We start from the raw sequence: 22,296 nt of genomic DNA, 5'->3' as shown, positions 1-22,296 counted from the left end.
TAAGGTCATGATATAATAGTCCCTAATAAATTACAGGCGAATGGGGGCTTTGACCATGGATCCGATGACAAAAATGTGGTTATCCCTGATTGCGATGCTGATTATGGGATTATCAGTATTTCTTATAACTTTTGCTCGGAGCAAAACCAAGGGATTGCTTAAGGCTGTACTGTCTATACTTGCTTTTGTCATCATGTTAGTGGGCCTATTGGGCGGAGTTGTTTCAATTATGTAAGCAGTTACATAGTGTTGAGGAAGGAAGTAACATCATGAAATCACAAAAAGGAGTTACCGTTGTATTTCAACCAGAAGGCCGTAAAGCTGTTGTGAACCGTGGCATTTCGTTATTAGAGGCTGCTCGTAAAGCAGGAGTGCCAATAACAACTAGATGCGGAGGCAAAGCAGGCTGTCTGATGTGCAAGGTTACAGTCGCGAAGGAAGAGGCTGCTGCAGTAAGGCCTCCCGGTGATATTGAGCGGCGTAAGCTTGGATCGGCCTTAGAAGAAGGAACGCGTCTGGCCTGTCAGGCTGCCGTATGGAGCGACGTAACCGTTCAGGTGCCGGAAGATCCACTGAAGGCTGCGGTGCGCCGTAAGCTTGAAGCAGCGCGGCGTGGGGAAGAAGATGAGCTGTGGTAGCGTAAGAATGTCACCGTGGGAGGGACTCGGTTGGAGTTTATAGGATATAAAATGAAACTGAAGGCAGGGGCCAAGATTTTGCTAGGGATGGTATCGCTCGCGCTTACGCTTTCGGGCTGTCTATACCCAGGTGAAGAGAAGCGGGCTAGTGTTAATTATCGGGAAAGTGTTAAACGGATACAAGCAGCCGTTGATTATTATCAACAGGAGGAAGGGGTACTGCCCATTCTTAATGCGGATGAAACTACTCCAAGGTATGAGAAGTTTCGTATCGACTTGGGGAAGCTGAATAATAAGGGATATTTGGATGATATACCGGCTACCGCTTTTGAGCAGGGTGGAAGTGCTTATTTTCTTATTTTGAATGAGGAAATTGATCCTGTGGTGAAGGTGATGGACCTTGTTACGGTTCAAAAGGTGAATGACGTGCAACGACAGGTTAACCGCTATAAATCAGCTCATGGCGGCAACCTGCCTGTGCTTGATGAGCTATACCCCGGATTGTATACCATTGATCATAAGCAGGCGGGTACAAGCTCTATAACGTTAACTAGTGTCTATTCCGGTCAAGTTCTTGACTTTATCATGGATAAGGATGGAACTGTCTACGTAGATTATGTTTTTGATATCATGGCTGCCGTCGATAAGAAGGGTGGAGAGCGCGACAAGAATCAGGACTTGCGACTGGATCTGGAGGAAGCTTCATATTACGTTCCCGTGAAGTCTTTGCCGTATCTATGGATTAACAATCAGCCAATCCCGCAGCCTCCAAGTTAGAGTGAAAGTTTAAGAGCGTCTAAGCTTCGGTTTTATCCGGGGTATTAGGCGTTTTTTTGTTTATATCCTTTTACACCAAGTCCTGTAATCTCAGCATCCACTAAAAATAGTTCTATCAAAGAATCCTAGCTCATAAGATGGATGAGTAAGCTTCCGGGCGTCAGACGCCTTGCGGCGCGCAGACTTAACTTTTTTGAAATTACATTGGGAAATGCGCGAATACGGGTCATAAATTCGTTCCGGATACATATGATGATACTAGTCCAAATGCATGTCCGAGCATTCGGAGTTTAGCGCGGGGCAAGTACGTCCCGGTCGAAAGCAGCTAGGCTTCGGGCGGGCATACGATAAGTCCGGTTGATGTCCTGCAAGGGTCAGATTACCGGCGGAACGCGAAGTCGATGCTCTTCAGGCATTTTTTCTTCGGAGTAATATGAGGAGGGGATCTCTTTTGGAAAAAGTGGATATTTTCAAGGACATTGCCGAGCGTACCGGCGGAGACATTTATCTTGGCGTCGTCGGCGCGGTTCGCACGGGGAAATCGACATTTATCAAGCGCTTCATGGAAACAATTGTCCTGCCAAACATCACGAATGAGGCTGATCGAGTAAGAGCTGTGGATGAGCTTCCGCAAAGCGCAGCAGGCAAAACGATTATGACGACAGAACCGAAGTTTGTGCCTAACAACGCAGTCCAAATCAAGGTTGCGGAAGGGCTTGAGGTTAATGTTCGTCTGGTAGACTGTGTGGGTTACGCTGTAGAAGGTGCAAAAGGCTACGAGGATGAAAATGGACCACGAATGATCTCTACACCTTGGTTTGAAGAGCCTATTCCTTTTCAGGAAGCGGCAGAAATCGGGACACGTAAGGTTATTCAGGAGCATTCAACGCTAGGTGTAGTGGTAACAACAGATGGTACGATTGCAGAAATTCCGCGGAACTCGTACGTGGACTCTGAAGAGCGCGTCATTGCAGAGCTGAAGGAAGTGGGTAAGCCATTTGTGCTTGTCATTAACTCCACCCGGCCACGCAGTGAGGAAGCGCAGCAGCTCCGTAACGAGCTAGCCATCAAATACGATATCCCAGTTATGACGCTAAGCGCCGCAAACATGAGCGAAGATGACGTAACTGGTGTGCTGCGGGAAGTGCTTTATGAATTCCCAGTGCATGAAGTAAATGTAAACCTGCCAAGCTGGGTTATGGTGCTTGGAGAAAACCACTGGCTGCGTAGTAGTTATGAGAACTCCGTTCGCGATACGGTAAAAGACATTCGCCGCTTGCGGGATGTTGACCGCCTCGTATCTCAGTTCACCGAATATGACTTTATTGATAAAGCTGGCCTAAGTGGTATGAACATGGGTCAGGGCGTAGCAGAGATCGACCTGTATGCTCCAGAAGAGCTGTACGATCAAGTTCTGATGGAAGTGGTCGGGGTTGAGATCCGCGGTAAAGATCATTTGCTCCAGCTTATGCAGGAGTTCTCGCATGCGAAACGAGAATACGACCGATTCTCAGAAGCATTGGAAATGGTCAAGACTACAGGTTATGGTATCGCGGCTCCATCCTTAGCCGAAATGGCGCTCGACGAGCCAGAACTGATACGTCAGGGCTCTCGCTTCGGGGTTCGCTTAAAGGCTACTGCACCGTCCATTCATATGATTCGGGTGGATGTGGAGTCTGAATTCTCGCCAATCATCGGAACGGAAAAGCAAAGCGAAGAGCTGGTTCGTTATCTGATGCAGGACTTTGAGAATGATCCTATTAAGATTTGGGAATCCGATATTTTTGGCCGCTCCCTGCACTCCATTGTTAGAGAAGGCATTCAAGGCAAGATAGCTATGATGCCGGATAATGCACGCTACAAGCTGCAAGAAACGCTTGGCCGCATTATTAACGAGGGTTCCGGCGGACTTATTGCAATTATTCTCTAAGCTGAATATAAATAAATTCAAAGAGTGGGAGAAATCCTGCTCTTTTTATTTGTATATATCCTAAAACTTGATTCCTAGTTCCTATAATAACGGTGAATCTGACTCAATTATTCTGATGAAATAAAGACCTAAACTGCTCCTATAGGTCTAACAAATTAGATCGAATTTAGATAAATATGCACGGATAGATGATAATTTCTGCTCCTTTTTTGAGTAACAGCTTGAATTTATGGATGGGCTGTATTACTATAAGTTTGTTGCGCTTCAAGGTCTAAGGGCGCCAAAGTTAAGTTTTAAACGGGATTATCACGTATATTTTACGTTGAAACGGAAACAGTGTATGATACCGGAGAATTTACTCAGGGAGGTGAGAAAACATGAATAAATCAGATTTGATCAATGTAGTTACAGAAGCAACTGAACTTCCCAAGAAGGATGCTACTAAAGCTGTAGATGCGGTTTTCGAAGCAATTACAGAAGCACTGCAAAGCGGTGATAAAGTACAACTGGTTGGATTCGGAAACTTTGAAGTGCGTGAGCGTTCTGCACGTAAAGGCCGTAACCCGCAAACTGGTGAAGAAATCGAAATTCCTGCAAGCAAGGTACCGGCATTCAAACCCGGTAAGGCGCTGAAAGACGGAATCAAATAAAGATTTCTACATACCTATCCCATAGTCTTTTAAGAACAACTATGCCGCCCTCCAAGGCGGCATTTGTTTTTTGAAATACTATGAACTGTATAATAGGTTTAGAGGAGGATGAGTGATGATGGATAAAAATACGGGTACTACTCCGCTTCCAACGGGCAGCGACTATATTGTGGTTAAAGCTAAAGATAATGGCGTTCAGGTCATTGGGCTAACCAGAGGTACAGATACACGTTTTCATCATACAGAGAAGCTGGATAAGGGCGAGGTATTGATTGCCCAGTTTACTGATCATACCTCAGCGATGAAGATTCGCGGTAAGGCTGAAATATGGACAAAGCACGGACAATTGGAAAGTGAAAGCTGAAAAGCAGGCATAGCCTGCTTTTTTTCAAAATATAGTAAAGATAAATGATCGTATTAGCTAAGAGGGGAATTATGGATAAGGAGGCGTGTTCATGAACAAGGCCTGGTGGGTCGGAGCCGTATTACTCTTGACTGCAACCTCTGCTGTAATATTGCCCAAAGTGGCAGATATGGATTCTACCTTACAGCAACGCAATGGTGCAGTAGAGACTTTTACTGGCGGCCATAACACAGTGCTAGACAACGATAATCTTGTTGATGTTCTTGGTGCACTTCCATTGACCTTATCCATTGATAGCGTAGGCTGGGAGGATCACGTTCTGTCACTGGATTTAAAAGTGAGCGGAAATGATCATGAACCCCAGGAGCTTTATCGAAATATGGCGCAGGCTATTTCTTTTGCTTTTCAAGAAACCTCGAATGTGGATCAGCTTTTGCTGCGCATCGTGGTCATGGATAAATGGCTGGATAGCCGCCGGCTGCTGCTAGCAGGGGATATCAGACGCACGGAGTGGTCGGCTGAACTCCAGAATGAACTTCAGTCTGCGGGTAATCTCCCCATATCCGAGCGACTCAAGACGGGCTTCCGTATTAGTGAGACTGAGCTCTGGAAGAAGCAGTTCATTTATCCTTAAGAAGAATAAAAGAAACTCAGTCCTACCACAGTGCGTGACAAAAAAACATGTGATATAATAGACAAGATTGTGAACAAAGGAATTATTATTAATGTCAATGGCTTCGGAGGCTGAAATGAAACCGTACTGCATACCGCAACTGGCAAAACCCTACACCGACTACGACATGATTCAGAAGCATACGGATTTGCCGCCGTTTTCTGATGGCCGGGGTCATTTGTTATATATTTTTCTAAACCATGGATCTTCTGTTAAAGGAAATGCTGGTGAGTTGTATACGCTCGTAACAGCACTTATTCAACTTGGACTAGATACACATGAGGTAATTGACCGCTCGAATGATAGACGCGGTGGAGATCCTATGCGTTCCCGTCAATTAAAGGTATTGGCTGGCGATTATTTCAGTAGCTGGTTTTACCATCTGCTTGCAAAGAGTGATCAAATTGAGATGGTTGGAATCTTGAGTAAGGCGATTGCTGATTTTAATGTCTTGAAAGCGAACCTCTATGTGAAGATGAGAGGAATCCGTCTTTCGGCTGAACAATACTTGAGGCACATGGTACAGCTCAATATGCGGCTGTTCCTTTCTTTTACGCCCATGATCGAGAATTCCTTAGTGGAGTTGTGGGAGAAGTTATTGACAGAATTCAGTCAGTGCGAAACTGTTGCCATAGAGCTTCAGCGTTGTGATAACCTTGAGAATGCTAGCAATGGTTATTGCTACTGGAAGATGCTGGAGTCAGCGACAGAGGAAGAACGCAAACAGCTTCAAGACCAGAACCTTGATCAGAAGGACTGGAAGATGCTGAAGATGAAATATAAATGTGATTCTCTGCTGACGGACAAGCTCCATCAGTCGATTCAGTCGATTCAGGGACTATTACAAAGCGTTAAAGACGAAAGCCTGCTTAGAGAGCTTGAGATAGCGCTGGATCGTATTCTCCTGCAGATGAAAGTCTCAGGACAAGCAGCCGTGGAGGGTTAGTGGATGACTATGGACAAAACTACAACTGCTGTGGGTGATAACAGCAAGCCGAAGGAACAGTTTGTGCACTCGGTGTTTGAGAGTATTGCAGGTAAATATGATTTGATGAATGATATCTTAAGCTTTCGCCGCCATAAGGCTTGGCGCAAGTTCACGATGAAGAAGATGGGCATGAAGCGCGGGGATTCAGCTGTAGACTTATGCTGCGGCACTTGCGATTGGAGCATTGCCTTGGCAGAAGCCACACAGACAGGGAATGTGATAGGACTTGACTTTAGTGCTGGCATGCTTGAAGTGGGGCGCCGTAAGGTGGAGGAGCGCAAGCTTCAGGACCGGATCTCTCTCGTACAGGGCAATGCTATGGAGTTGCCTTTTGAAGACAACGCATTCGATTATGCAACGATTGGTTTTGGACTCCGCAACGTACCGGATCTTGTTCAAGTGCTGAACGAGATGAAACGCGTGGTAAAACCCGGAGGAATGGTGGTCTGCCTGGAGCTTTCCAAGCCGATGAAACAACCGTTTAAAGGTATCTATTTCTTTTATTTTCAGCGTGTACTTCCATTGCTGGGCAAGTTATTCGCTAAAAGGTATGAGCAATACAAATGGCTGCCAGAATCGCTGGCGCTGTTCCCTGACCGGGAGCAATTAGCTGCTATTTTCCGTGAAACCGGACTGCAAAAAGTGGAATCCTTCCCCTTGACCGGAGGCATCGCGGCATTACATATTGGGCTCAAGGAGAACGGGAATGTTTAAGAAAATCGGTATCTTTTTACAAATGATCAAGTTTGAACATACGGTATTTGCTTTACCTTTTGCTTTTATGGGCGCTTTACTTGGTTCCGTTGTCATGTCTGGCACGCTACCTTCCTGGAGCCAGATTGGTTGGATCGTAGTGGCTATGTTTGGGGCACGGAGCGCTGCTATGGGGCTGAATCGACTGATTGACCGGATAAGTGATGCTAAGAATCCTCGCACAGCGGGAAGGGCTATTCCTGCAGGATTATTGAAGATCGGTGAAGTCGTCATTTTTATCGGCATTTCGTTTTTCTTACTCTTTTGGGCAGCCTTTAAGCTGAATCCTTTGTCGGCCAAGCTCTTGCCAATCGCAGTTTTCCTTCTTGTTATTTATTCATTTACGAAGCGCTTTACATGGGCTTGCCATCTTATCCTCGGTCTGACCATTGCGCTTGCACCTTTAGGCGGTTGGGTAGCTGTGACCGGTAGCGTGAATTGGACTTCAATGGTATTTTACTTCACTATTGTGTTTTGGACTGCAGGTTTTGATGTAATTTATTCTTGTCAGGATGTTGAGTTTGATCTAAAAGAGGGCTTGAAGTCCATTCCGGTTCGGTTCGGGGTTCAAGGTGCACTCATTATTGCCCGCGTATTTCACATTCTCACGGCGATTGGATTCGTATCGTTGCTGTTTATGACGGATTTAAGCTGGTGGTATGTAGCAGGCATGATCATCGCATATATTATTCTCTTTTATGAGCATTACATTGTATCTCCGAGTGACCTGAGCCGTCTGCAGACTGCTTTTTTCACTATGAACGGCGTATTGAGCATCGTAGTGTTCTCTTTCACTTTGATTGACTTGGTGGTGCAGTTCTACTAATGACGCTTACTAAACCGAAAAACATCGTGGTTGGAATTACAGGAGCAAGCGGTGCGATATATGGTGTTCGTCTAACTGAAACCTTGCTGTCACTAGGCTACTCCGTGCATTTGGTGGTTAGCAATGCGGGCTGGCGCGTATTTAAAGAAGAACTTGGCTATATCGCATCAGACCGGGAGGGCTTTTTGAACGAAAGGTTCAAAGGCTATCCCGGTTCTCTGCTTTATCATCCTGTTGCGGATATCGGCGCATCCATTGCAAGTGGTTCGTTTCGTGTGGAAGGGATGATTATTATGCCTTGCTCTATGGGAACATTGTCCGCGGTAGCGAATGGGACCTCTGATAATCTGATGACACGTGCTGCTGACGTTATGCTCAAGGAAGGACGCCCACTGGTGCTTGTTCCTCGTGAGACTCCACTGCATGCCATTCATCTAGAGAATATGTTGAAGCTGTCCCGTCTGGGAGTTCGGATGATTCCCGCAATGCCGGCTTTTTATTTCGGGCCGCAAAGTATGGATGATCTGATTAATTTCATGGTGGGCAAAGTGCTTGACAGCTTTAATATTGAACACAATTTATTTCGAAGATGGGGGGATTGAAAGGATGGACAATAACAGCCACACCATCATCGGCAAAATCAGCTATACCAACTCATGGCCGGTATTTCACAATTTTCATCCCTCTGCATTAAAATATCCTGCAGAGATGGTGAGTGAGGTACCTGCCATTCTTAATCAGGGGATGAGCCGTGGAACTATTCATGTAGGTGCTTTATCCTCTTTTGCTTATGCTGAGGCCAGTGACAAATTATTACTACTACCTGATTTATCGGTTAGCGCGGACGGTCCTGTGAGATCAATATTCCTTTTTTCCAGGGTGCCATTTGCTCAGATTGGTAGCGGTAAGATTGCTGTTACGAATACTTCTGCAACCTCGGTAAATTTGCTGAAAATTTTAATGGAAAAAGCTTTTGGCAATAAACCGGAATATATTAGCGCTAATCCTGATTTGGATGCCATGATGCATGAAGCGGATGCCTGCTTATTAATTGGTGATAATGCTATTAAAGCCTCATGGCAGGATCAAGGTTATATCGTTACTGATCTAGCTGAGGTTTGGAAGGAATGGACGGGCTTAGGGATGACCTTTGCGGTCTGGGCAGTGAACCGAAAGGCTGCTGAGGACAAACCGGAGGCTATTTCTGAGATTGCAGAGGCTTTTGCCGAGAGTAAAATGCGGGGATTGAGAGATTTAGATCCTATTGTACAAGCAGCTTGTTCTAACATTGGAGGAACAAAGTCTTATTGGGAAGGGTACTTCCGCAATTTATGTTATGATTTTGGAGAAAGGCAGCAGCAAGGTTTGAACCTCTATTTCCGCTATGCCTATGAGATGGGCCTGCTGCCGCAGGAAGTGAAGATGGAGATTTGGAGCCATAAACTGTTGACACGGGTGAAAGAATGAAACGACTGCAAATATTCGGATTACTGAACAGAGATATGGATCAGATTGAAAAAGAGCTGTACCGCAGTGTACAGGGGGATGACGATCTGCTTACAGAAACCTCCCTGCATTTATTAAAGGCAGGGGGCAAAAGATTACGTCCCGTATTTGTCCTGATGGGCGGGAAATTCGGTAAGTATGATCTGGAAAAGCTGAAACGGGTAGCGATACCGTTAGAGTTGATCCATAGCGCTTCACTGGTCCATGATGATGTGATCGACGATGCAGAATTGCGCCGTGGTGAACTCACCGTGAAAGCAAAATGGGGCGATAAAATTGCCATGTACACTGGTGACTACATATATGCAAAAGCGCTGGTTATGACTACGGAGCTGAAGAATCCACGAATTCATCAAATTCTGTCTAAGGCGATGATCGAAATGTCGATCGGAGAGATGGAGCAGATTCGTGACTTTTTCAACAGTGAGCAAAGTGTACGTCATTATCTACGGCGTATCCGCCGCAAAACAGCCCTGCTGATTGCAGTTAGCTGCCAACTCGGCGCACTTGCTGCTGAGGCAGATCCAGAAGTAGCTCGCCTGCTTTATAATTATGGATATAACGTGGGTATGGCGTTCCAGATTCGTGATGATTTACTGGATCTCTCAGGCACAGAGAAACAGATCGGTAAACCTCCGGGCAGTGATATGCGTCAAGGAAACATTACACTTCCAGTGATTTATAGTCTTGAGGATGAGCGGCTGCGCGAGTCATTGCTTGAGGAACTGAAGTCTATACGTGAGGGCCATAGCACGGTAGGACGTGCGATTGATCTTATACTTTCCGGAGACGGAATCGCCCGCTCTGAGGAGCTCGCTTCACGTTATATTGACAAGGCGCTGGCGGCGCTGGAACAATTGCCTAATAATAAGACTAAGCGCAATCTGCGTGATATTGCTTATTTTATAACAGGAAGAAGTTATTGATCTTCTGGTGAGATTGAAATTAAACGTTTCCAGAAAGCAATGTTTCTGTTAAGATAGCGTCAAAACAACCCTTCAAATGGGAAAATGGAGAGTGCTTCTATGGAAAAGACGTATCTGATGGTCAAGCCTGATGGAGTTCAACGTGGATTAATAGGGCGTATTGTTACCCGCTTTGAGGATAAGGGGTTTAAATTGGTCGCTGCTAAGCTGATTACAGTTAGTGAGGATCAAGCGAAAAGACATTATGCTGAGCATGCAGGCAAAGACTTTTTTTCGGAGCTGGTCTCTTTCATCACTTCAGGTCCAGTGTTTGCAATGGTATGGGAAGGCGATGATGTTGTAACGTTATCCCGGACACTCATAGGCAAGACAAAAGTTGGAGAAGCTCTGCCAGGCACGATTCGTGGCGACTTTGCCAGCCATACACCACTTAATCTAATTCATGGATCAGACTCGCCTGAAAGTGCAGAACGGGAAATTGCTAATTTCTTTGCTCCAGATGAACTGAATCAGTATAACAAAGACATCGCAGTCTGGATGTAAGGTCCAGGTGGGAGGCAGGGGATTAACATGTCTGATCGTAATGTTGCAGCATTAACAACAGATCCAGATTATAGCGGATTTATTCACAACGTTAAACAAAGCACCGGAATTGATCTGGCTCAATATAAAGAAGCGCAGATGAAGCGGCGTTTGACGACTCTTCGGATGAAGAATGGGTATCATACCTTCAGTGATTTTTTTGCAGCGATGATGAAAAATAAGGACTTATTTTATGAATTTTTAGATCGAATGACGATCAATGTCTCTGAGTTCTGGCGGAATCCGAATCGCTGGGAAGTTTTGCGGGATATTATCCTTCCTGACCTCCAGCAGTCAGGCCGCAAATTAAAGCTATGGAGCGCGGCGTGTTCCACTGGCGAAGAGCCTTACACGCTGGCTATGATTTTGTCGGACAAGAATATATTGGCGCAGACAGGCATTCTTGCCACTGACATTGATGATGGCGCTTTATCCAAAGCAAAGCAAGGTCTTTATTTGGAACGTTCTTTAAAGGATGTGCCAAAAGACGTGGCAGCACGTTACTTTACACCGGAAGGCCCTGTTTTCAAGGTCAGCGATTCACTTAAGAAAAACATAGATTTCCGCAAACAGAATCTGCTCTTGGACAAGTTCGACGAAGGTTTTGATCTTATTATTTGTCGCAATGTAATGATCTATTTTACTGAAGAGGCGAAGAACAAGCTCTATCATAAGTTTTCGGCTAGCTTACGTCCGGGTGGTTATTTGTTTGTGGGCAGCACAGAGCAAATCTTTACACCGGCTCAATACGGTTTTGAATCGACGGAAACTTTTTTCTATCGTAAAAAATAAATATTTTTTGCTCCTTCGCCATTAACTTCAAAGGTATACTTTCGCAAAAGTTCAGTGATACTGGATAGTAGAATCTGTACGCTAAGTGAAAGGAAAGTTAAACCGATGGACAAAAGCAAGGTCATTGCCGCGTACAAACGAGGCTTTATCACCGTTCGTGAGTGCGGGCAAATTCTCGGTGTGGAAGAAATGCAATTGGAGCGCCTTCTGCAGCTGGAAGAGCGTAAGTCTACATTCCCTCCACCAAGTCAGCGGCTCGGCAGCTAACAAGCTGAGGACCCAGCCGAGGAGCGCCATTCATACTCTTAAGGGTATGGATGGCGCTTTTTATTTCGATATACATAGAGTGTTTCTAGGGAGAGCCCTTTCTTGTCAAAGCGGATTCCCTATACTATAATGAGCAAAGATCATAGGATTTTAGCGGTTTACAGTTTAAAAGTATAAAAGGGGGAAGACATCATGAGTTTACGCTATTTAACAGCGGGGGAAACGCACGGCCCCCAGCTAACGGCTATTATTGAGGGATTGCCAAGTAATTTAACTTTGGATTTTGAAGAGCTTAACTTTCAATTGCATCGTCGACAAAAGGGATACGGACGTGGACGCCGCATGCAGATTGAGAAAGATACGGCACAAATAGTCGGTGGAGTACGTCACGGCTATACTACAGGTGCTCCGGTAGCCTTGGTAGTAGAGAACAAGGATTGGACTCACTGGAAGAACATAATGAATATTGAACCTATTCCAGGCAGTGATGAAGAAAAACGCCGGGTAAATCGGCCGCGTCCTGGACATGCAGATTTGAATGGTGGATTGAAGTACAATCATACGGATCTTCGCAATGTTCTGGAGCGCTCCAGTGCCCGCGAAACAGCAGCCAGAGTTGCATGTGGCGCTGTAGCCAGACAGCTGCTGGCAGCTTTTGGTGTGAAAGTAGCAGGCCAAGTCATTCGTATTGGTGAAATTGAAGCGCCTGCAAATGATCTGCCTATCGATGAGCTGATTGAACGCACAGAACAGTCTTCTGTCAGAGTTGTCGACAAAGAAACGGAACAGAAAATGGAGGCTTACATAGATCAGATCAAGGAAGAGGGCGACTCCATCGGTGGAATCGTTGAATGTATCGTCGAAGGACTGCCCATCGGACTTGGCAGCTATGTACAGTCAGACCGGAAGCTGGACGGTGCGATCGCTGGGGCAGTGATGTCGATTAATGCCTTCAAAGGCGTTGAAATCGGCATTGGGTTTGAAGCAGGTAAATTGCGTGGATCGCAAGTCCATGACGAAATTATGTATGAAGCTTCTAAAGGATACTATCGCGCAAGCAATCGTTTAGGCGGTTTTGAAGGCGGGATGACGAATGGTATGCCGATAGTGGTTCGTGGTGTTATGAAGCCTATTCCTACCTTGTATAAGCCACTTCAAAGTGTAGATATCGATACGAAAGAACCTTTTACAGCTCAAGTAGAACGTTCGGATGCATGTGCAGTTCCAGCGGCATGTGTGGTTCTGGAAAGCGTAGTGGCATGGGAAGTTGCCAAAGCTTTTCTTGATAAATTCGGCGGGGATTCTCTCGAAGAAATTAAAGCGAACTATGAAAACTATCTTGCACAATTGGAGAGTTATTAATCATGCGTACGATCAATGTAGATTTAGGAGATCGTTCTTATCCAATTCACATCGGTAGTGGTCTGCTGCAGAACATTGGCCAGTACTGTGCTGAGGCTGGACTGTCCACTCGCAGCCCACTACTGGTTGTGAGTGATAGTGAAGTAGCTCCACTGTATTTACCGTCGCTTGAAGAAGCTCTACGTCAGCAAGGCTATACCGTAGTCAGCCATATTATGCCGGCAGGGGAAGCATCCAAATCATTAACCGTGTATGAAGAGGTTATGACGACCGCGATTCAAGCGGGACTGGATCGCAACTCAGCTGTGTTGGCTTTAGGTGGCGGGGTTGTTGGTGATTTAGCTGGTTTTGTAGCAGCTACCTACATGCGCGGAATAGGATTTCTACAAATTCCAACGACGATTCTAGCCCATGACAGCAGCGTAGGCGGCAAAGTGGCTGTCAATCATCCACTAGCCAAAAATATGGTTGGTGCGTTCTATCAACCTTCGCTGGTGCTTTACGATTTGGATACCCTTCGCACGCTTCCGCCACGCCAAGTCTCTTCTGGCCTGGCCGAAGTAGTGAAGCATGGTCTGATTACGGACAAAGAATTCGCATATTGGTGCCGTGAACATGCTGATGAGCTGCTTGCTCTGAATGCTGAAGCACTCGGCTATGCCCTTGAGCGCGGTTGTGCAATCAAGGCTCATGTCGTAGCGAACGATGAACGTGAGCATGGACTTCGGGCGATTCTGAATTTAGGACATACGATCGGACATGCTATTGAAGCGGTTGGCGGATATGGCGTATTTTTGCACGGTGAAGCGATTGCGATTGGTATGGCGGGTTCGGCGCTGCTGGCTGTAAAGCTTGGACATGATCGATCCATTTATGAGGATACAGTATCTATGTTATCTGCACTTTCATTGCCTATACAGCTTCCTTCTGAATATGATGAAGCTGAGCTAATGGAAGCAATGATGCATGATAAGAAATTCAAAGAAGGCAGAATGACTTTTATTGTGCCTGATGCCATAGGAGCCGTAAGCATTGTAAACGATATACAGGAATCGCTTGTGCGAGAGGTTCTCGCAGAGCTTAAAAAGGAGGGGAAACCGTGGTAAATCGAGGGATTCGCGGAGCAACTACCGTGATTAATAACGAAGAAACAGAGATTTTGCGTGAAACCGTTGTGCTGCTGCGGGAGATCGTAGAACGTAATGATGTTATAGCTGAGGATATTAGCAATGTATGGATTACGATGACCAATGATCTGGATGCTACTTTTCCGGCAAGAGCCATTCGTGAGATTGAGGGCTGGGAAATGGTGCCACTTATGTGTTCAACGGAGATCCCTGTTAAAGGCAGTCTGCCGATGTGTATCCGGTTAATGGTGCAGTTTAATACGGATAAATCACAGCGTGAGATCCGCCATGTATATCTGAATGAAGCTCAGAAGCTTCGTCCGGATTTGTCGCAGAGTAAGTCTTAAATTTGAGTTGTGGGTTGTCAATGACCCTTGTCATCATGTATAGTGTAATTAGCCGAGTATAGAAGAGTTTAGTTGAGTTGAGATGAGTATAGTTGAGCAGAGTGCAAGAAATTTTTGCGAATATAAGAAAGTATAAGCTTTGTTCTATACATTCTTATATTTCACGCATATACGCTTACCGTCCTTATAAGGACGCTGAAGACGTTTATGCCTGATTAGCAGTTTTTGTGTACGCAGAGTCTTTATTTTGATATGTACTGGAGTGTTATTTCACATCCGTGATGTATCTTATTTAGAGATAAGTCTGTAGGCACAACATAACGATGCTGATCATTGCTCAAAAACATATACTTACTTACACAAACCCTCTACTTTGGTAGAGGGTTTTTCTGTGTTTCGGAAAGATTTATATAACTAAGGGGGCATCTAAAAATGACGAATCCGAGTGTTCAAGAGGTGGTAAAGCTGTCGCAGGATTATAATCTGATTCCTGTTGTGAAGCGGCTGCTGGCTGATATGGAAACACCTATCCGGTTATTCCAACGTTTTGCTGAACGTGACCGCGCGTTCTTACTAGAAAGTGTAGAGGGCGGCAAACAATGGGCCCGGTATTCGTTCATCGGCAGCGATCCCTTTTTAATGATATCGGGAAAAAAGGGTGCAATTAACGTAGAGATCGACGGTAAGAAAAAACAGCTGCATGGAAAGCCGATTGAGGAGCTTAAAGCACTGCTTCGTTCATACCGTAGCCCTAAGCTGGATGAGATGCCGCCATTTACTGGAGGAGCTATCGGATTTTTTGGATATGATCTGCTGCAATATTATGAGAAGCTGCCTGAGCATCCAGTAGATGATCTCCAAATGGATGATATCCGGTTTATGTTCTGTGATCGCATCATTGTTTTTGATCATGTGAAACAACAAATTCTCCTAGTTGGCAACCTGCATGTTAAAGACGGTGATACGGACTCAGATATCAAATCTAATTACGAAAGCTTAAGTCGTAAGCTTGAGGATATGGCCGAAGAGCTGCAAAAGGAAGGGCCAAAGGAAAATGTGAACCGCCGCAGCATTCCGCAGGATATTGAGCTGGGTGAGATTCATTCCAACCTGACTAAAGAACAATATATCAACAACGTAGAACAAGCGAAGGAATACATTCGGGCTGGCGATATTTTTCAAGTGGTGTTGTCGCAGCGCCTGCATATTGAAACGGAGGTTTCTCCACTGCATGTATACCGGATGCTCAGGACGCTTAACCCATCTCCATATATGTATTATTTGAAAATGGATGAAGAGATTATTGTTGGAACCTCACCGGAAGCGCTCGTAAAGGTAGATGGAAACCGTGTGGAGACACGGCCGATTGCCGGAACAAGACCAAGAGGTGAAAGTGAAGCTTCGGATCGTGCTTACGCCGCGGAGCTGCTGGAGGATGAAAAAGAACGTGCAGAGCATTTGATGCTAGTTGATCTAGGTCGTAATGATCTAGGAAGAGTGTCCAAATTTGGTTCTGTAAAATGCGACTCCTTTATGGAAATTGAAAGATACTCTCATGTCATGCATATGGTATCGAATGTGTCAGGCACGCTTAGCGAGGATAAAGATTTCTTTGATGCCTTTCTCTCCTGTCTGCCAGCCGGTACTGTCTCAGGAGCACCTAAGCTACGGGCAATGGAGATTATTGCTGAATTGGAGCGAGAAGCCCGTGGTGCTTATGCGGGGGCGATTGGATATTTGGGATTCTCGGGAAATATGGATTCATGTATCACCATCCGTACAATCATCTTCCGTAAGGGCAGAGCATATGTGCAGGCCGGGGCGGGTATCGTTTGGGACTCGGTTCCGGAGAAAGAGTATGAAGAGACGGTGAATAAAGCGAAGGGCATGCTAAAAGCTATTCGTATGGCAGAGGCTATGTTCCCACCCGAGATAAAAGAGAAACAAGTCATCAATCAAGATTACATGTACACATATACCCCTGAACAGGTGGTTTGATTAATATAAAAGATTACATTAAGGCTGGGAGGATGAACATTATGGATGCAACAAAATTGATACAATCAGGAATCGCTGGACTAATCGAAGGCAAAAGTCTGACACGTGGAGAAGCACGGGATATAATGGGTGCAATCATGCTGGGAGATGCTTCTCAGGCGCAAATCGGATCACTGCTGACCGCTTTACGGATTAAGGGAGAGACCGTGGAGGAAATTACGGGGTTTGCGGAAGCCATGAGAGGTTTCGGCACACCTGTCCTTACTGAAAAAGCGCGTCTGCTAGATACATGTGGTACGGGCGGTTCCGGCATCCATAAGTTTAATATTTCTACCGCCTCAGCGATTATTTCATCAGCGGCTTCTGTACGAGTTGCCAAACATGGCAACCGCTCAGCTTCCGGTAGAGCAGGAAGTGCAGATGTACTTGAAGCTTTGGGCGTCAACATTCATCTGAATGCGGATCAGGCTCGGGAATGCTTGGATCGAATCGGCATTTGTTTTTTATTCGCGCAAATCTATCATCCTTCGATGCGGCATGCGGCGGCACCGCGTAAAGAGCTTGGAGTGCGGACGATTTTTAATATGCTTGGTCCGCTTACGAATCCCGCGGGTGCTGACCGTCAGCTGCTGGGGATTTATGATCGGAATAAGACAGAGACGGTGGCTAATGTACTGAAGGAGCTGGGGTCCAAGCGTGCGATGGTTGTTAGCAGCTTGGATGGTCTGGATGAAATCAGCATCTCGGCCCCTACATTAGTGTCTGAGCTAAAAGAGGGCACCGTAACCACGTATGAGGTAACGCCAGAGGCATTAGGTCTTAACAGACATCCACTGGAAGCTGTGTTGGGTGGAGATGCAGCTGAAAATGCGGCGATTATTACCTCGGTCCTTCAAGGGCAGATTAATCCTTATCGTGATATCGTTCTTGCTAACGCCGGAGCCTGTATATATGTTGCTGGTCTGGCAGATACCATGGCCGGAGGCGTAGAGAGAGCAAAAGATGTAGTGGATTCAGGCAAGGCACTATCCAAGCTTAATCAGCTTGTAGCTATGACGGAGGAACTAAATTATGTATCTTGATAAAATTGTCGCGACTAAGATTAAAGAGGTTGAACTGCTCAGTAAAAACTTTTTGTTGGCACAAGCAGAGCGTGAAATTGCTCTTCTTCCGGCAACAAGAGGCTTTCGTAAGGCTCTGACCCAAGGGAAGAACAGAGATATGGGCTTGATCGCTGAGGTGAAGAAGGCTTCTCCTTCCAAAGGGTTGATCCGTGAAGATTTTGATCCTGTTTCCATTGCAAAAGGGTATGAAGCTGGAGGCGCTGATTGTTTATCTGTTCTGACGGACACAGAATATTTCCAGGGCAGCGCAGCTTATCTGCAGCAAGTGAAGGAAGCTGTAAATCTGCCGCTGCTTCGCAAAGATTTTATTATCGATGAGAAGCAAATCTACGAAGCACGTCTTCTCGGAGCGGATGCCGTGTTGTTGATCGTCGCTATTTTGACACCGGCACAACTGTCTCATTTTATAGATATAGCTTCAGGGCTTGGATTGGATATCTTGATTGAGGTGCATGACCGAAATGAACTGGCGGTTGTACTGAGCACAGAAAAGATAACCCAACCTAACGTCCTGCTAGGAATTAATAACCGTAATCTACGTACCTTCGAGACCTCTTTGGAGACAACAGCCGAGCTGGCAGCTCTTGTGCCGCAAGGTGTTCCAGTGATCAGCGAAAGTGGAATTTCCGGGTCAAAAGACATCGGCTACCTAAGAACTACTGGTGCTCACGGAGTGCTCGTTGGGGAGTATCTAATGCGTCAAGCTAACGTAGAGGATGCGGTTAACGGTTTGCTCGGTGAGCTTCCTAACGGAAAGGACCGTGTCCGGCATGGCTGAGACATTAGTAAAAATCTGTGGACTTCAGGACGTTGAAGTGCTAAAATCTATGTTACACTTACCACTAGATTATATCGGATTTGTTTTTGCACCTAGCCGCCGGAAGGTATCCATAGAGCGTGCTGCCGAACTGATTGCAGAACTTCCAAATTGGAAGACTGGTGAAATTCCTAAGGCTGCAGGAGTTTTTGTTAATCCGGAGCTGGATGAGTTGAACGAATTGTTGTCTGTGGTGCATTTAGATGTAATTCAGCTCCATGGACAGGAGAGCCCGGCTTTTTGCCAGCAGGTTCGCCAAGCTTATCCACAGGTTCAGGTATGGAAGGCACTGTCCGTTGCTGATCAAGAGCGGGATAAAGCTGAAAATGAATATACCTTGGAAGATTACGCAGCTGCAGTAGATGCGGTTTTATTAGATACTTATGATCCATTGCAGAGCGGCGGCTCTGGCCGAACCTTCGCATGGAACAAATTACCTGAGTACCAAGAAATTGCAGTACGACATGGCTTGCCCTTGTTTGTGGCTGGAGGGCTTCATTCAGATAATGTTGGTGAATTGCTTGATACCTATGTCCCGTATGGGGTAGACGTATCGAGTGGAGTAGAGACTGACGGCATTAAGGATATTCAAAAAATGACAGCTTTTGTGGAAAGGGTGAAGCAATCATGATACAAGTACCGGACCAGCATGGACGTTTCGGTTCATTCGGAGGCCGCTTCGTGCCCGAGACTTTGATGAATGCATTGATTGAGTTGGAGGAGGCCTACCGTAAGTTTTCGGCAGATCCAGCTTTTCAGGAAGAAATAGATTATCTATTAAAGCAGTATTCCGGACGGGAGACCCCGCTGTATTATGCGGAACGTCTGAGCAAACATCTGGGAGAAGCTAAAATATATTTGAAGCGTGAAGATTTGAATCATACAGGTGCCCATAAGATTAACAACGCGATTGGTCAAGGGATTTTGGCCAAAATGATGGGAAAAACGAAGGTAATCGCTGAGACTGGCGCGGGTCAACATGGTGTAGCCACAGCTACAGTTGCAGCTCTGCTAGGTATGGAATGTAAGGTGTTTATGGGGGAAGAGGATACGCGCCGCCAGGCCCTTAATGTATTCCGGATGAAGCTGCTTGGTGCAGAAGTGATTCCCGTTACTTCCGGATCGCGCACTTTAAAAGATGCCGGCAACGAAGCGCTTCGCTACTGGGTTAGCAATGTAGACGATACCTTCTATATATTGGGTTCAGCTGTAGGACCGCATCCTTATCCGATGATGGTCCGTAACTTTCAGCGGGTTATTGGGGATGAAACACGGCGCCAGATTCTGGAGGCTGAAGGAAGGCTGCCGGATCTGCTCGTAGCTGCTGTAGGCGGTGGCAGTAATGCCATCGGTATGTTCTATCCATTCGTTGAGGATGAAAGTGTCGGTATGATTGGTGTAGAGGCGGCTGGTAAAGGCATTGATACCCCTTTTCATGCGGCAACAATGAGTAAAGGAACTCATGGCGTATTCCAGGGTTCGATGAGTTATCTCCTGCAGGATGAGCATGGACAAGTAACAGAAGCACATTCCATCTCCGCAGGCCTGGATTATCCTGGTGTGGGTCCTGAACACTCCTATCTAAAAGATATCGAACGCGCAAAATATGTACCGATTACAGATGCAGAGGCGCTAGATGCACTGAAGCTGCTTTGCGTAACGGAAGGTATTATTCCAGCGTTAGAATCAGCACATGCGATAGCTCATGTAGTGAAATTGGGTCCAACCCTTACCAAGGATGATATTGTTGTGATCTGCCTGTCAGGCCGGGGAGACAAAGATGTAGAATCCATTATGGCGTATACAGAAGGGAAGGGAACTGAATGACAACCCAAACTACAAACCGGATGGATTTGGTATTCCGGAAGCTTAAAGCTGAGAACCGGACCGCATTGATTCCTTTTCTGACTGTTGGAGATCCAGATTTGGAGACTACTCTTGCCATCATTACTGAACTGGAGACAGCAGGTGCAGATATTCTGGAGCTGGGAGTACCTTACTCTGATCCGCTTGCAGACGGCCCTGTAATTCAGAGAGCATCTGCCCGGGCACTGCGGGGTGAAGTTCACCTGCGCACTTGCATGGAGACCGCGCTAAAGGCTCGTCAAGCCGGCAGCAGTTTGCCATTTATCTTGTTTTCTTATTACAATCCTATCCTGCAAATGGGTCTTGATACGTTTTTTGCTGATCTGAACAAGCATGAAATTAGTGGACTTATTATCCCGGATCTTCCCGTTGAGGAATCAGCGGAGATGCGGCGCCGTAGTGATGAAGTTGGAGTCAACCTCATTCCTTTAGTTGCACCAACCTCAAGCGAACGTATTGCAAAGATTGTATCCGGTGCGAGCGGGTTTATCTATTGTGTATCTTCATTAGGGGTGACTGGAGAAAGATCCTCTTTCCATGCGGATGTAGAAGCCTTTATTGCTTCCGTTCGTCAAGCTACGGATCTGCCAGTGGCTGTAGGATTTGGGATCTCTACTGGCGAACAGGTTGCCCGTTTTGCTCAGATTTGCGATGGTGTTGTAGTAGGGAGTGCCATTGTCCGCAAAATAGAAGAAGTAATTCCGCTGCTCGATCATCCTGCTACGCGGAATGAGGGGCTGTTGCAAATTCGAGAATTTGTGGCACAATTAAAAAGACCATAACAGTGTCATTCTGACCTGTGTATAGTGGAGTAATCAACTATGGAGAGCGAGGACTATTCAATGAATCCAAAACCGAATATAGTTAATCTCCCTGTCTACAAACCAGGGAAACCTATAGACGAAGTCAAGAAGGAGCTTGGCTTAAGTGAGGTTATTAAGCTTGCATCCAATGAGAACCCGTATGGAGCTTCACCGAGTGCAAAAGAGGCAATTCTAGCAGAACTTGAGAATCTTTATCTTTATCCGGACGGCTCAGCCGTTGAATTGACTTCAGCACTTTCCAGCCGTCTTGGCGTGAATAACGACAATATTATTTTTGGCTGTGGCTCAGATGAGATTATTGCACTTATTGCTCGTGCCTTTTTCTTGCCAGGTGATGAGACCATCATGGCGGACCAGACCTTCTCCGTGTATAAGAGTAACGCAGACATCGAAAGTGCGGTATCTATTGAGGTGCCACTTGTAAAAGGGACACATGATCTGGATGGAATGCTGGCCCGTATAACAGACCGTACTAAGGTTATCTGGATCTGTAATCCGAATAACCCAACAGGTACGATTGTACCAGAGGAAGCTTTGGTTTCTTTCCTGGATGCTGTGCCTTCCAATGTAATGGTTGTCCTTGATGAGGCATACTGTGAGTATGTAACAGATCTTTCATACTCCAATGGCATCCAGTTACTGACTCGTTACAAGAATTTGGTTGTGCTTCGCACATTCTCCAAAATTTATGGCTTAGCTGCATTGCGTATTGGATACGGTGTTGCGAGTCCTGAGATCATTTCGTTGATCAACAAGGTACGCGAGCCATTTAATACCTCTCGTCTTGCTCAAGCTGCAGCTCTTGCTGCTTTGAATGACCAAGATTATGTGCAGGAATGCCGTCGTCTTAATAGCGCGGGTATTGTCCAATTGCAAGGTGAATTCAAACGTCTGGGTCTAGAATCCTTCCCGGCACACGGGAACTTCATCATGGTAGATGTTCGTAAGCCTGCTACAGAGGTCTTTGATGCTTTGATGCGTAAAGGAATCATCGTAAGAGCGGGTCATCAGGTTTATCCGACTTATATTCGGGTTACTGTGGGCTCGGCTGAGCAGAATACAGCTTTTATCACCGCGCTGGAACAAACTCTTATAGAGAGTGGAGTACGCGCCTAGTAATAACAGCAAGTCAAGACTAAAGAAGGCAGGTAGTTCAAAG

General features: G+C 45.9%; 26 protein-coding genes. All 26 read left to right on the top strand.

Annotation, left to right across the window (positions count from 1 at the left end):
* Positions 1-55 precede the first annotated feature (55 nt).
* The 26 genes from MKX34_RS21770 to hisC all read left to right on the top strand — a co-directional run bounded on the left by MKX34_RS21770 (position 56) and on the right by hisC (position 22,253).
* A complete protein-coding gene (locus tag MKX34_RS21770; protein ID WP_036676218.1) occupies positions 56-235 on the top strand; it encodes a DUF2768 family protein in 180 nt (59 codons plus the stop codon).
* Positions 236-269: 34 nt separating this feature from the next.
* Positions 270-638, top strand: coding sequence for a 2Fe-2S iron-sulfur cluster-binding protein (locus MKX34_RS21765; protein WP_036676220.1), 369 nt, complete (start codon positions 270-272; stop codon positions 636-638).
* Between the two features lie 30 nt (positions 639-668).
* Positions 669-1,415 carry a DUF3939 domain-containing protein gene (locus MKX34_RS21760; RefSeq protein ID WP_256717663.1) on the top strand — a complete coding sequence of 249 codons (747 nt, stop codon included), beginning with the start codon at positions 669-671 and terminating at the stop codon, positions 1,413-1,415.
* A 451-nt stretch (positions 1,416-1,866) separates the two neighbouring features.
* Positions 1,867-3,345: a stage IV sporulation protein A gene (spoIVA, locus tag MKX34_RS21755; RefSeq protein ID WP_036676222.1), complete on the top strand. Its 1,479-nt coding sequence runs from the start codon at positions 1,867-1,869 to the stop codon at positions 3,343-3,345.
* 377 nt (positions 3,346-3,722) lie between these two features.
* A complete protein-coding gene (locus tag MKX34_RS21750; protein ID WP_036676223.1) occupies positions 3,723-3,995 on the top strand; it encodes an HU family DNA-binding protein in 273 nt (90 codons plus the stop codon).
* Positions 3,996-4,110: 115 nt separating this feature from the next.
* A complete protein-coding gene (mtrB, locus tag MKX34_RS21745; protein ID WP_051490908.1) occupies positions 4,111-4,359 on the top strand; it encodes a trp RNA-binding attenuation protein MtrB in 249 nt (82 codons plus the stop codon).
* A gap of 91 nt (positions 4,360-4,450) precedes the next feature.
* The gene (locus MKX34_RS21740; protein ID WP_038572433.1) at positions 4,451-4,993 is read left to right on the top strand and encodes a hypothetical protein; all 543 of its coding nucleotides are present in this window, start codon (positions 4,451-4,453) and stop codon (positions 4,991-4,993) included.
* A gap of 115 nt (positions 4,994-5,108) precedes the next feature.
* Positions 5,109-5,978 carry a heptaprenyl diphosphate synthase component 1 gene (locus MKX34_RS21735; protein WP_036676391.1) on the top strand — a complete coding sequence of 290 codons (870 nt, stop codon included), beginning with the start codon at positions 5,109-5,111 and terminating at the stop codon, positions 5,976-5,978.
* Between the two features lie 3 nt (positions 5,979-5,981).
* On the top strand, positions 5,982-6,734 hold the full coding sequence (locus MKX34_RS21730; RefSeq protein WP_094901689.1) for a demethylmenaquinone methyltransferase: 753 nt from the start codon (positions 5,982-5,984) through the stop codon (positions 6,732-6,734).
* Positions 6,727-7,599 carry a UbiA-like polyprenyltransferase gene (locus tag MKX34_RS21725; protein WP_036676227.1) on the top strand — a complete coding sequence of 291 codons (873 nt, stop codon included), beginning with the start codon at positions 6,727-6,729 and terminating at the stop codon, positions 7,597-7,599. Before MKX34_RS21730 ends, MKX34_RS21725 begins: the two co-directional genes overlap by 8 nt.
* Entirely contained in the window at positions 7,599-8,201 is a 603-nt protein-coding gene (locus tag MKX34_RS21720) for a flavin prenyltransferase UbiX (RefSeq protein WP_036676229.1), read from the top strand. Before MKX34_RS21725 ends, MKX34_RS21720 begins: the two co-directional genes overlap by 1 nt.
* A gap of 4 nt (positions 8,202-8,205) precedes the next feature.
* Positions 8,206-9,066: a menaquinone biosynthesis protein gene (locus MKX34_RS21715; protein ID WP_076101474.1), complete on the top strand. Its 861-nt coding sequence runs from the start codon at positions 8,206-8,208 to the stop codon at positions 9,064-9,066.
* Positions 9,063-10,031 carry a polyprenyl synthetase family protein gene (locus tag MKX34_RS21710; protein ID WP_036676233.1) on the top strand — a complete coding sequence of 323 codons (969 nt, stop codon included), beginning with the start codon at positions 9,063-9,065 and terminating at the stop codon, positions 10,029-10,031. Before MKX34_RS21715 ends, MKX34_RS21710 begins: the two co-directional genes overlap by 4 nt.
* A gap of 99 nt (positions 10,032-10,130) precedes the next feature.
* Positions 10,131-10,574 (top strand): nucleoside-diphosphate kinase, encoded by a 444-nt coding sequence (gene ndk, locus MKX34_RS21705; protein ID WP_036676234.1) that lies wholly within the window; start codon positions 10,131-10,133, stop codon positions 10,572-10,574.
* Between the two features lie 27 nt (positions 10,575-10,601).
* Complete coding sequence (locus tag MKX34_RS21700) at positions 10,602-11,405, top strand: protein-glutamate O-methyltransferase CheR (protein ID WP_036676236.1); 804 nt, start codon at positions 10,602-10,604, stop codon at positions 11,403-11,405.
* 105 nt (positions 11,406-11,510) lie between these two features.
* Positions 11,511-11,672: a hypothetical protein gene (locus MKX34_RS21695; protein WP_169744788.1), complete on the top strand. Its 162-nt coding sequence runs from the start codon at positions 11,511-11,513 to the stop codon at positions 11,670-11,672.
* Between the two features lie 192 nt (positions 11,673-11,864).
* Positions 11,865-13,034, top strand: coding sequence for a chorismate synthase (gene aroC, locus MKX34_RS21690; RefSeq protein ID WP_036676238.1), 1,170 nt, complete (start codon positions 11,865-11,867; stop codon positions 13,032-13,034).
* A gap of 2 nt (positions 13,035-13,036) precedes the next feature.
* A complete protein-coding gene (aroB, locus tag MKX34_RS21685) occupies positions 13,037-14,140 on the top strand; it encodes a 3-dehydroquinate synthase (protein ID WP_076297398.1) in 1,104 nt (367 codons plus the stop codon).
* Positions 14,134-14,508, top strand: a complete 375-nt coding sequence (aroH, locus tag MKX34_RS21680; protein ID WP_036676241.1) for a chorismate mutase — start codon at positions 14,134-14,136, stop codon at positions 14,506-14,508. Before aroB ends, aroH begins: the two co-directional genes overlap by 7 nt.
* A 432-nt stretch (positions 14,509-14,940) precedes the next feature.
* The gene (gene trpE, locus MKX34_RS21675; RefSeq protein ID WP_036676243.1) at positions 14,941-16,506 is read left to right on the top strand and encodes an anthranilate synthase component I; all 1,566 of its coding nucleotides are present in this window, start codon (positions 14,941-14,943) and stop codon (positions 16,504-16,506) included.
* A gap of 41 nt (positions 16,507-16,547) precedes the next feature.
* Entirely contained in the window at positions 16,548-17,588 is a 1,041-nt protein-coding gene (trpD, locus tag MKX34_RS21670) for an anthranilate phosphoribosyltransferase (RefSeq protein WP_170914202.1), read from the top strand.
* A complete protein-coding gene (gene trpC, locus MKX34_RS21665) occupies positions 17,578-18,408 on the top strand; it encodes an indole-3-glycerol phosphate synthase TrpC (protein ID WP_076297399.1) in 831 nt (276 codons plus the stop codon). Before trpD ends, trpC begins: the two co-directional genes overlap by 11 nt.
* Positions 18,401-19,078, top strand: coding sequence for a phosphoribosylanthranilate isomerase (locus tag MKX34_RS21660; RefSeq protein WP_036676248.1), 678 nt, complete (start codon positions 18,401-18,403; stop codon positions 19,076-19,078). Before trpC ends, MKX34_RS21660 begins: the two co-directional genes overlap by 8 nt.
* Positions 19,075-20,274 (top strand): tryptophan synthase subunit beta, encoded by a 1,200-nt coding sequence (gene trpB, locus MKX34_RS21655; RefSeq protein ID WP_076101466.1) that lies wholly within the window; start codon positions 19,075-19,077, stop codon positions 20,272-20,274. Before MKX34_RS21660 ends, trpB begins: the two co-directional genes overlap by 4 nt.
* Entirely contained in the window at positions 20,271-21,095 is an 825-nt protein-coding gene (gene trpA / locus MKX34_RS21650; protein WP_076147359.1) for a tryptophan synthase subunit alpha, read from the top strand. The genes trpB and trpA overlap by 4 nt, the downstream gene beginning before the upstream one ends.
* A gap of 60 nt (positions 21,096-21,155) precedes the next feature.
* A complete protein-coding gene (hisC, locus tag MKX34_RS21645; protein ID WP_076127634.1) occupies positions 21,156-22,253 on the top strand; it encodes a histidinol-phosphate transaminase in 1,098 nt (365 codons plus the stop codon).
* Positions 22,254-22,296 lie beyond the last annotated feature (43 nt).

The sequence above is a fragment of the Paenibacillus sp. FSL R5-0636 genome (genome assembly GCF_037974255.1).
Taxonomy (GTDB): Bacteria; Bacillota; Bacilli; order Paenibacillales; family Paenibacillaceae; genus Paenibacillus_AQ; species Paenibacillus_AQ odorifer.
This window is presented reverse-complemented; position numbering and strand designations above follow the sequence as displayed.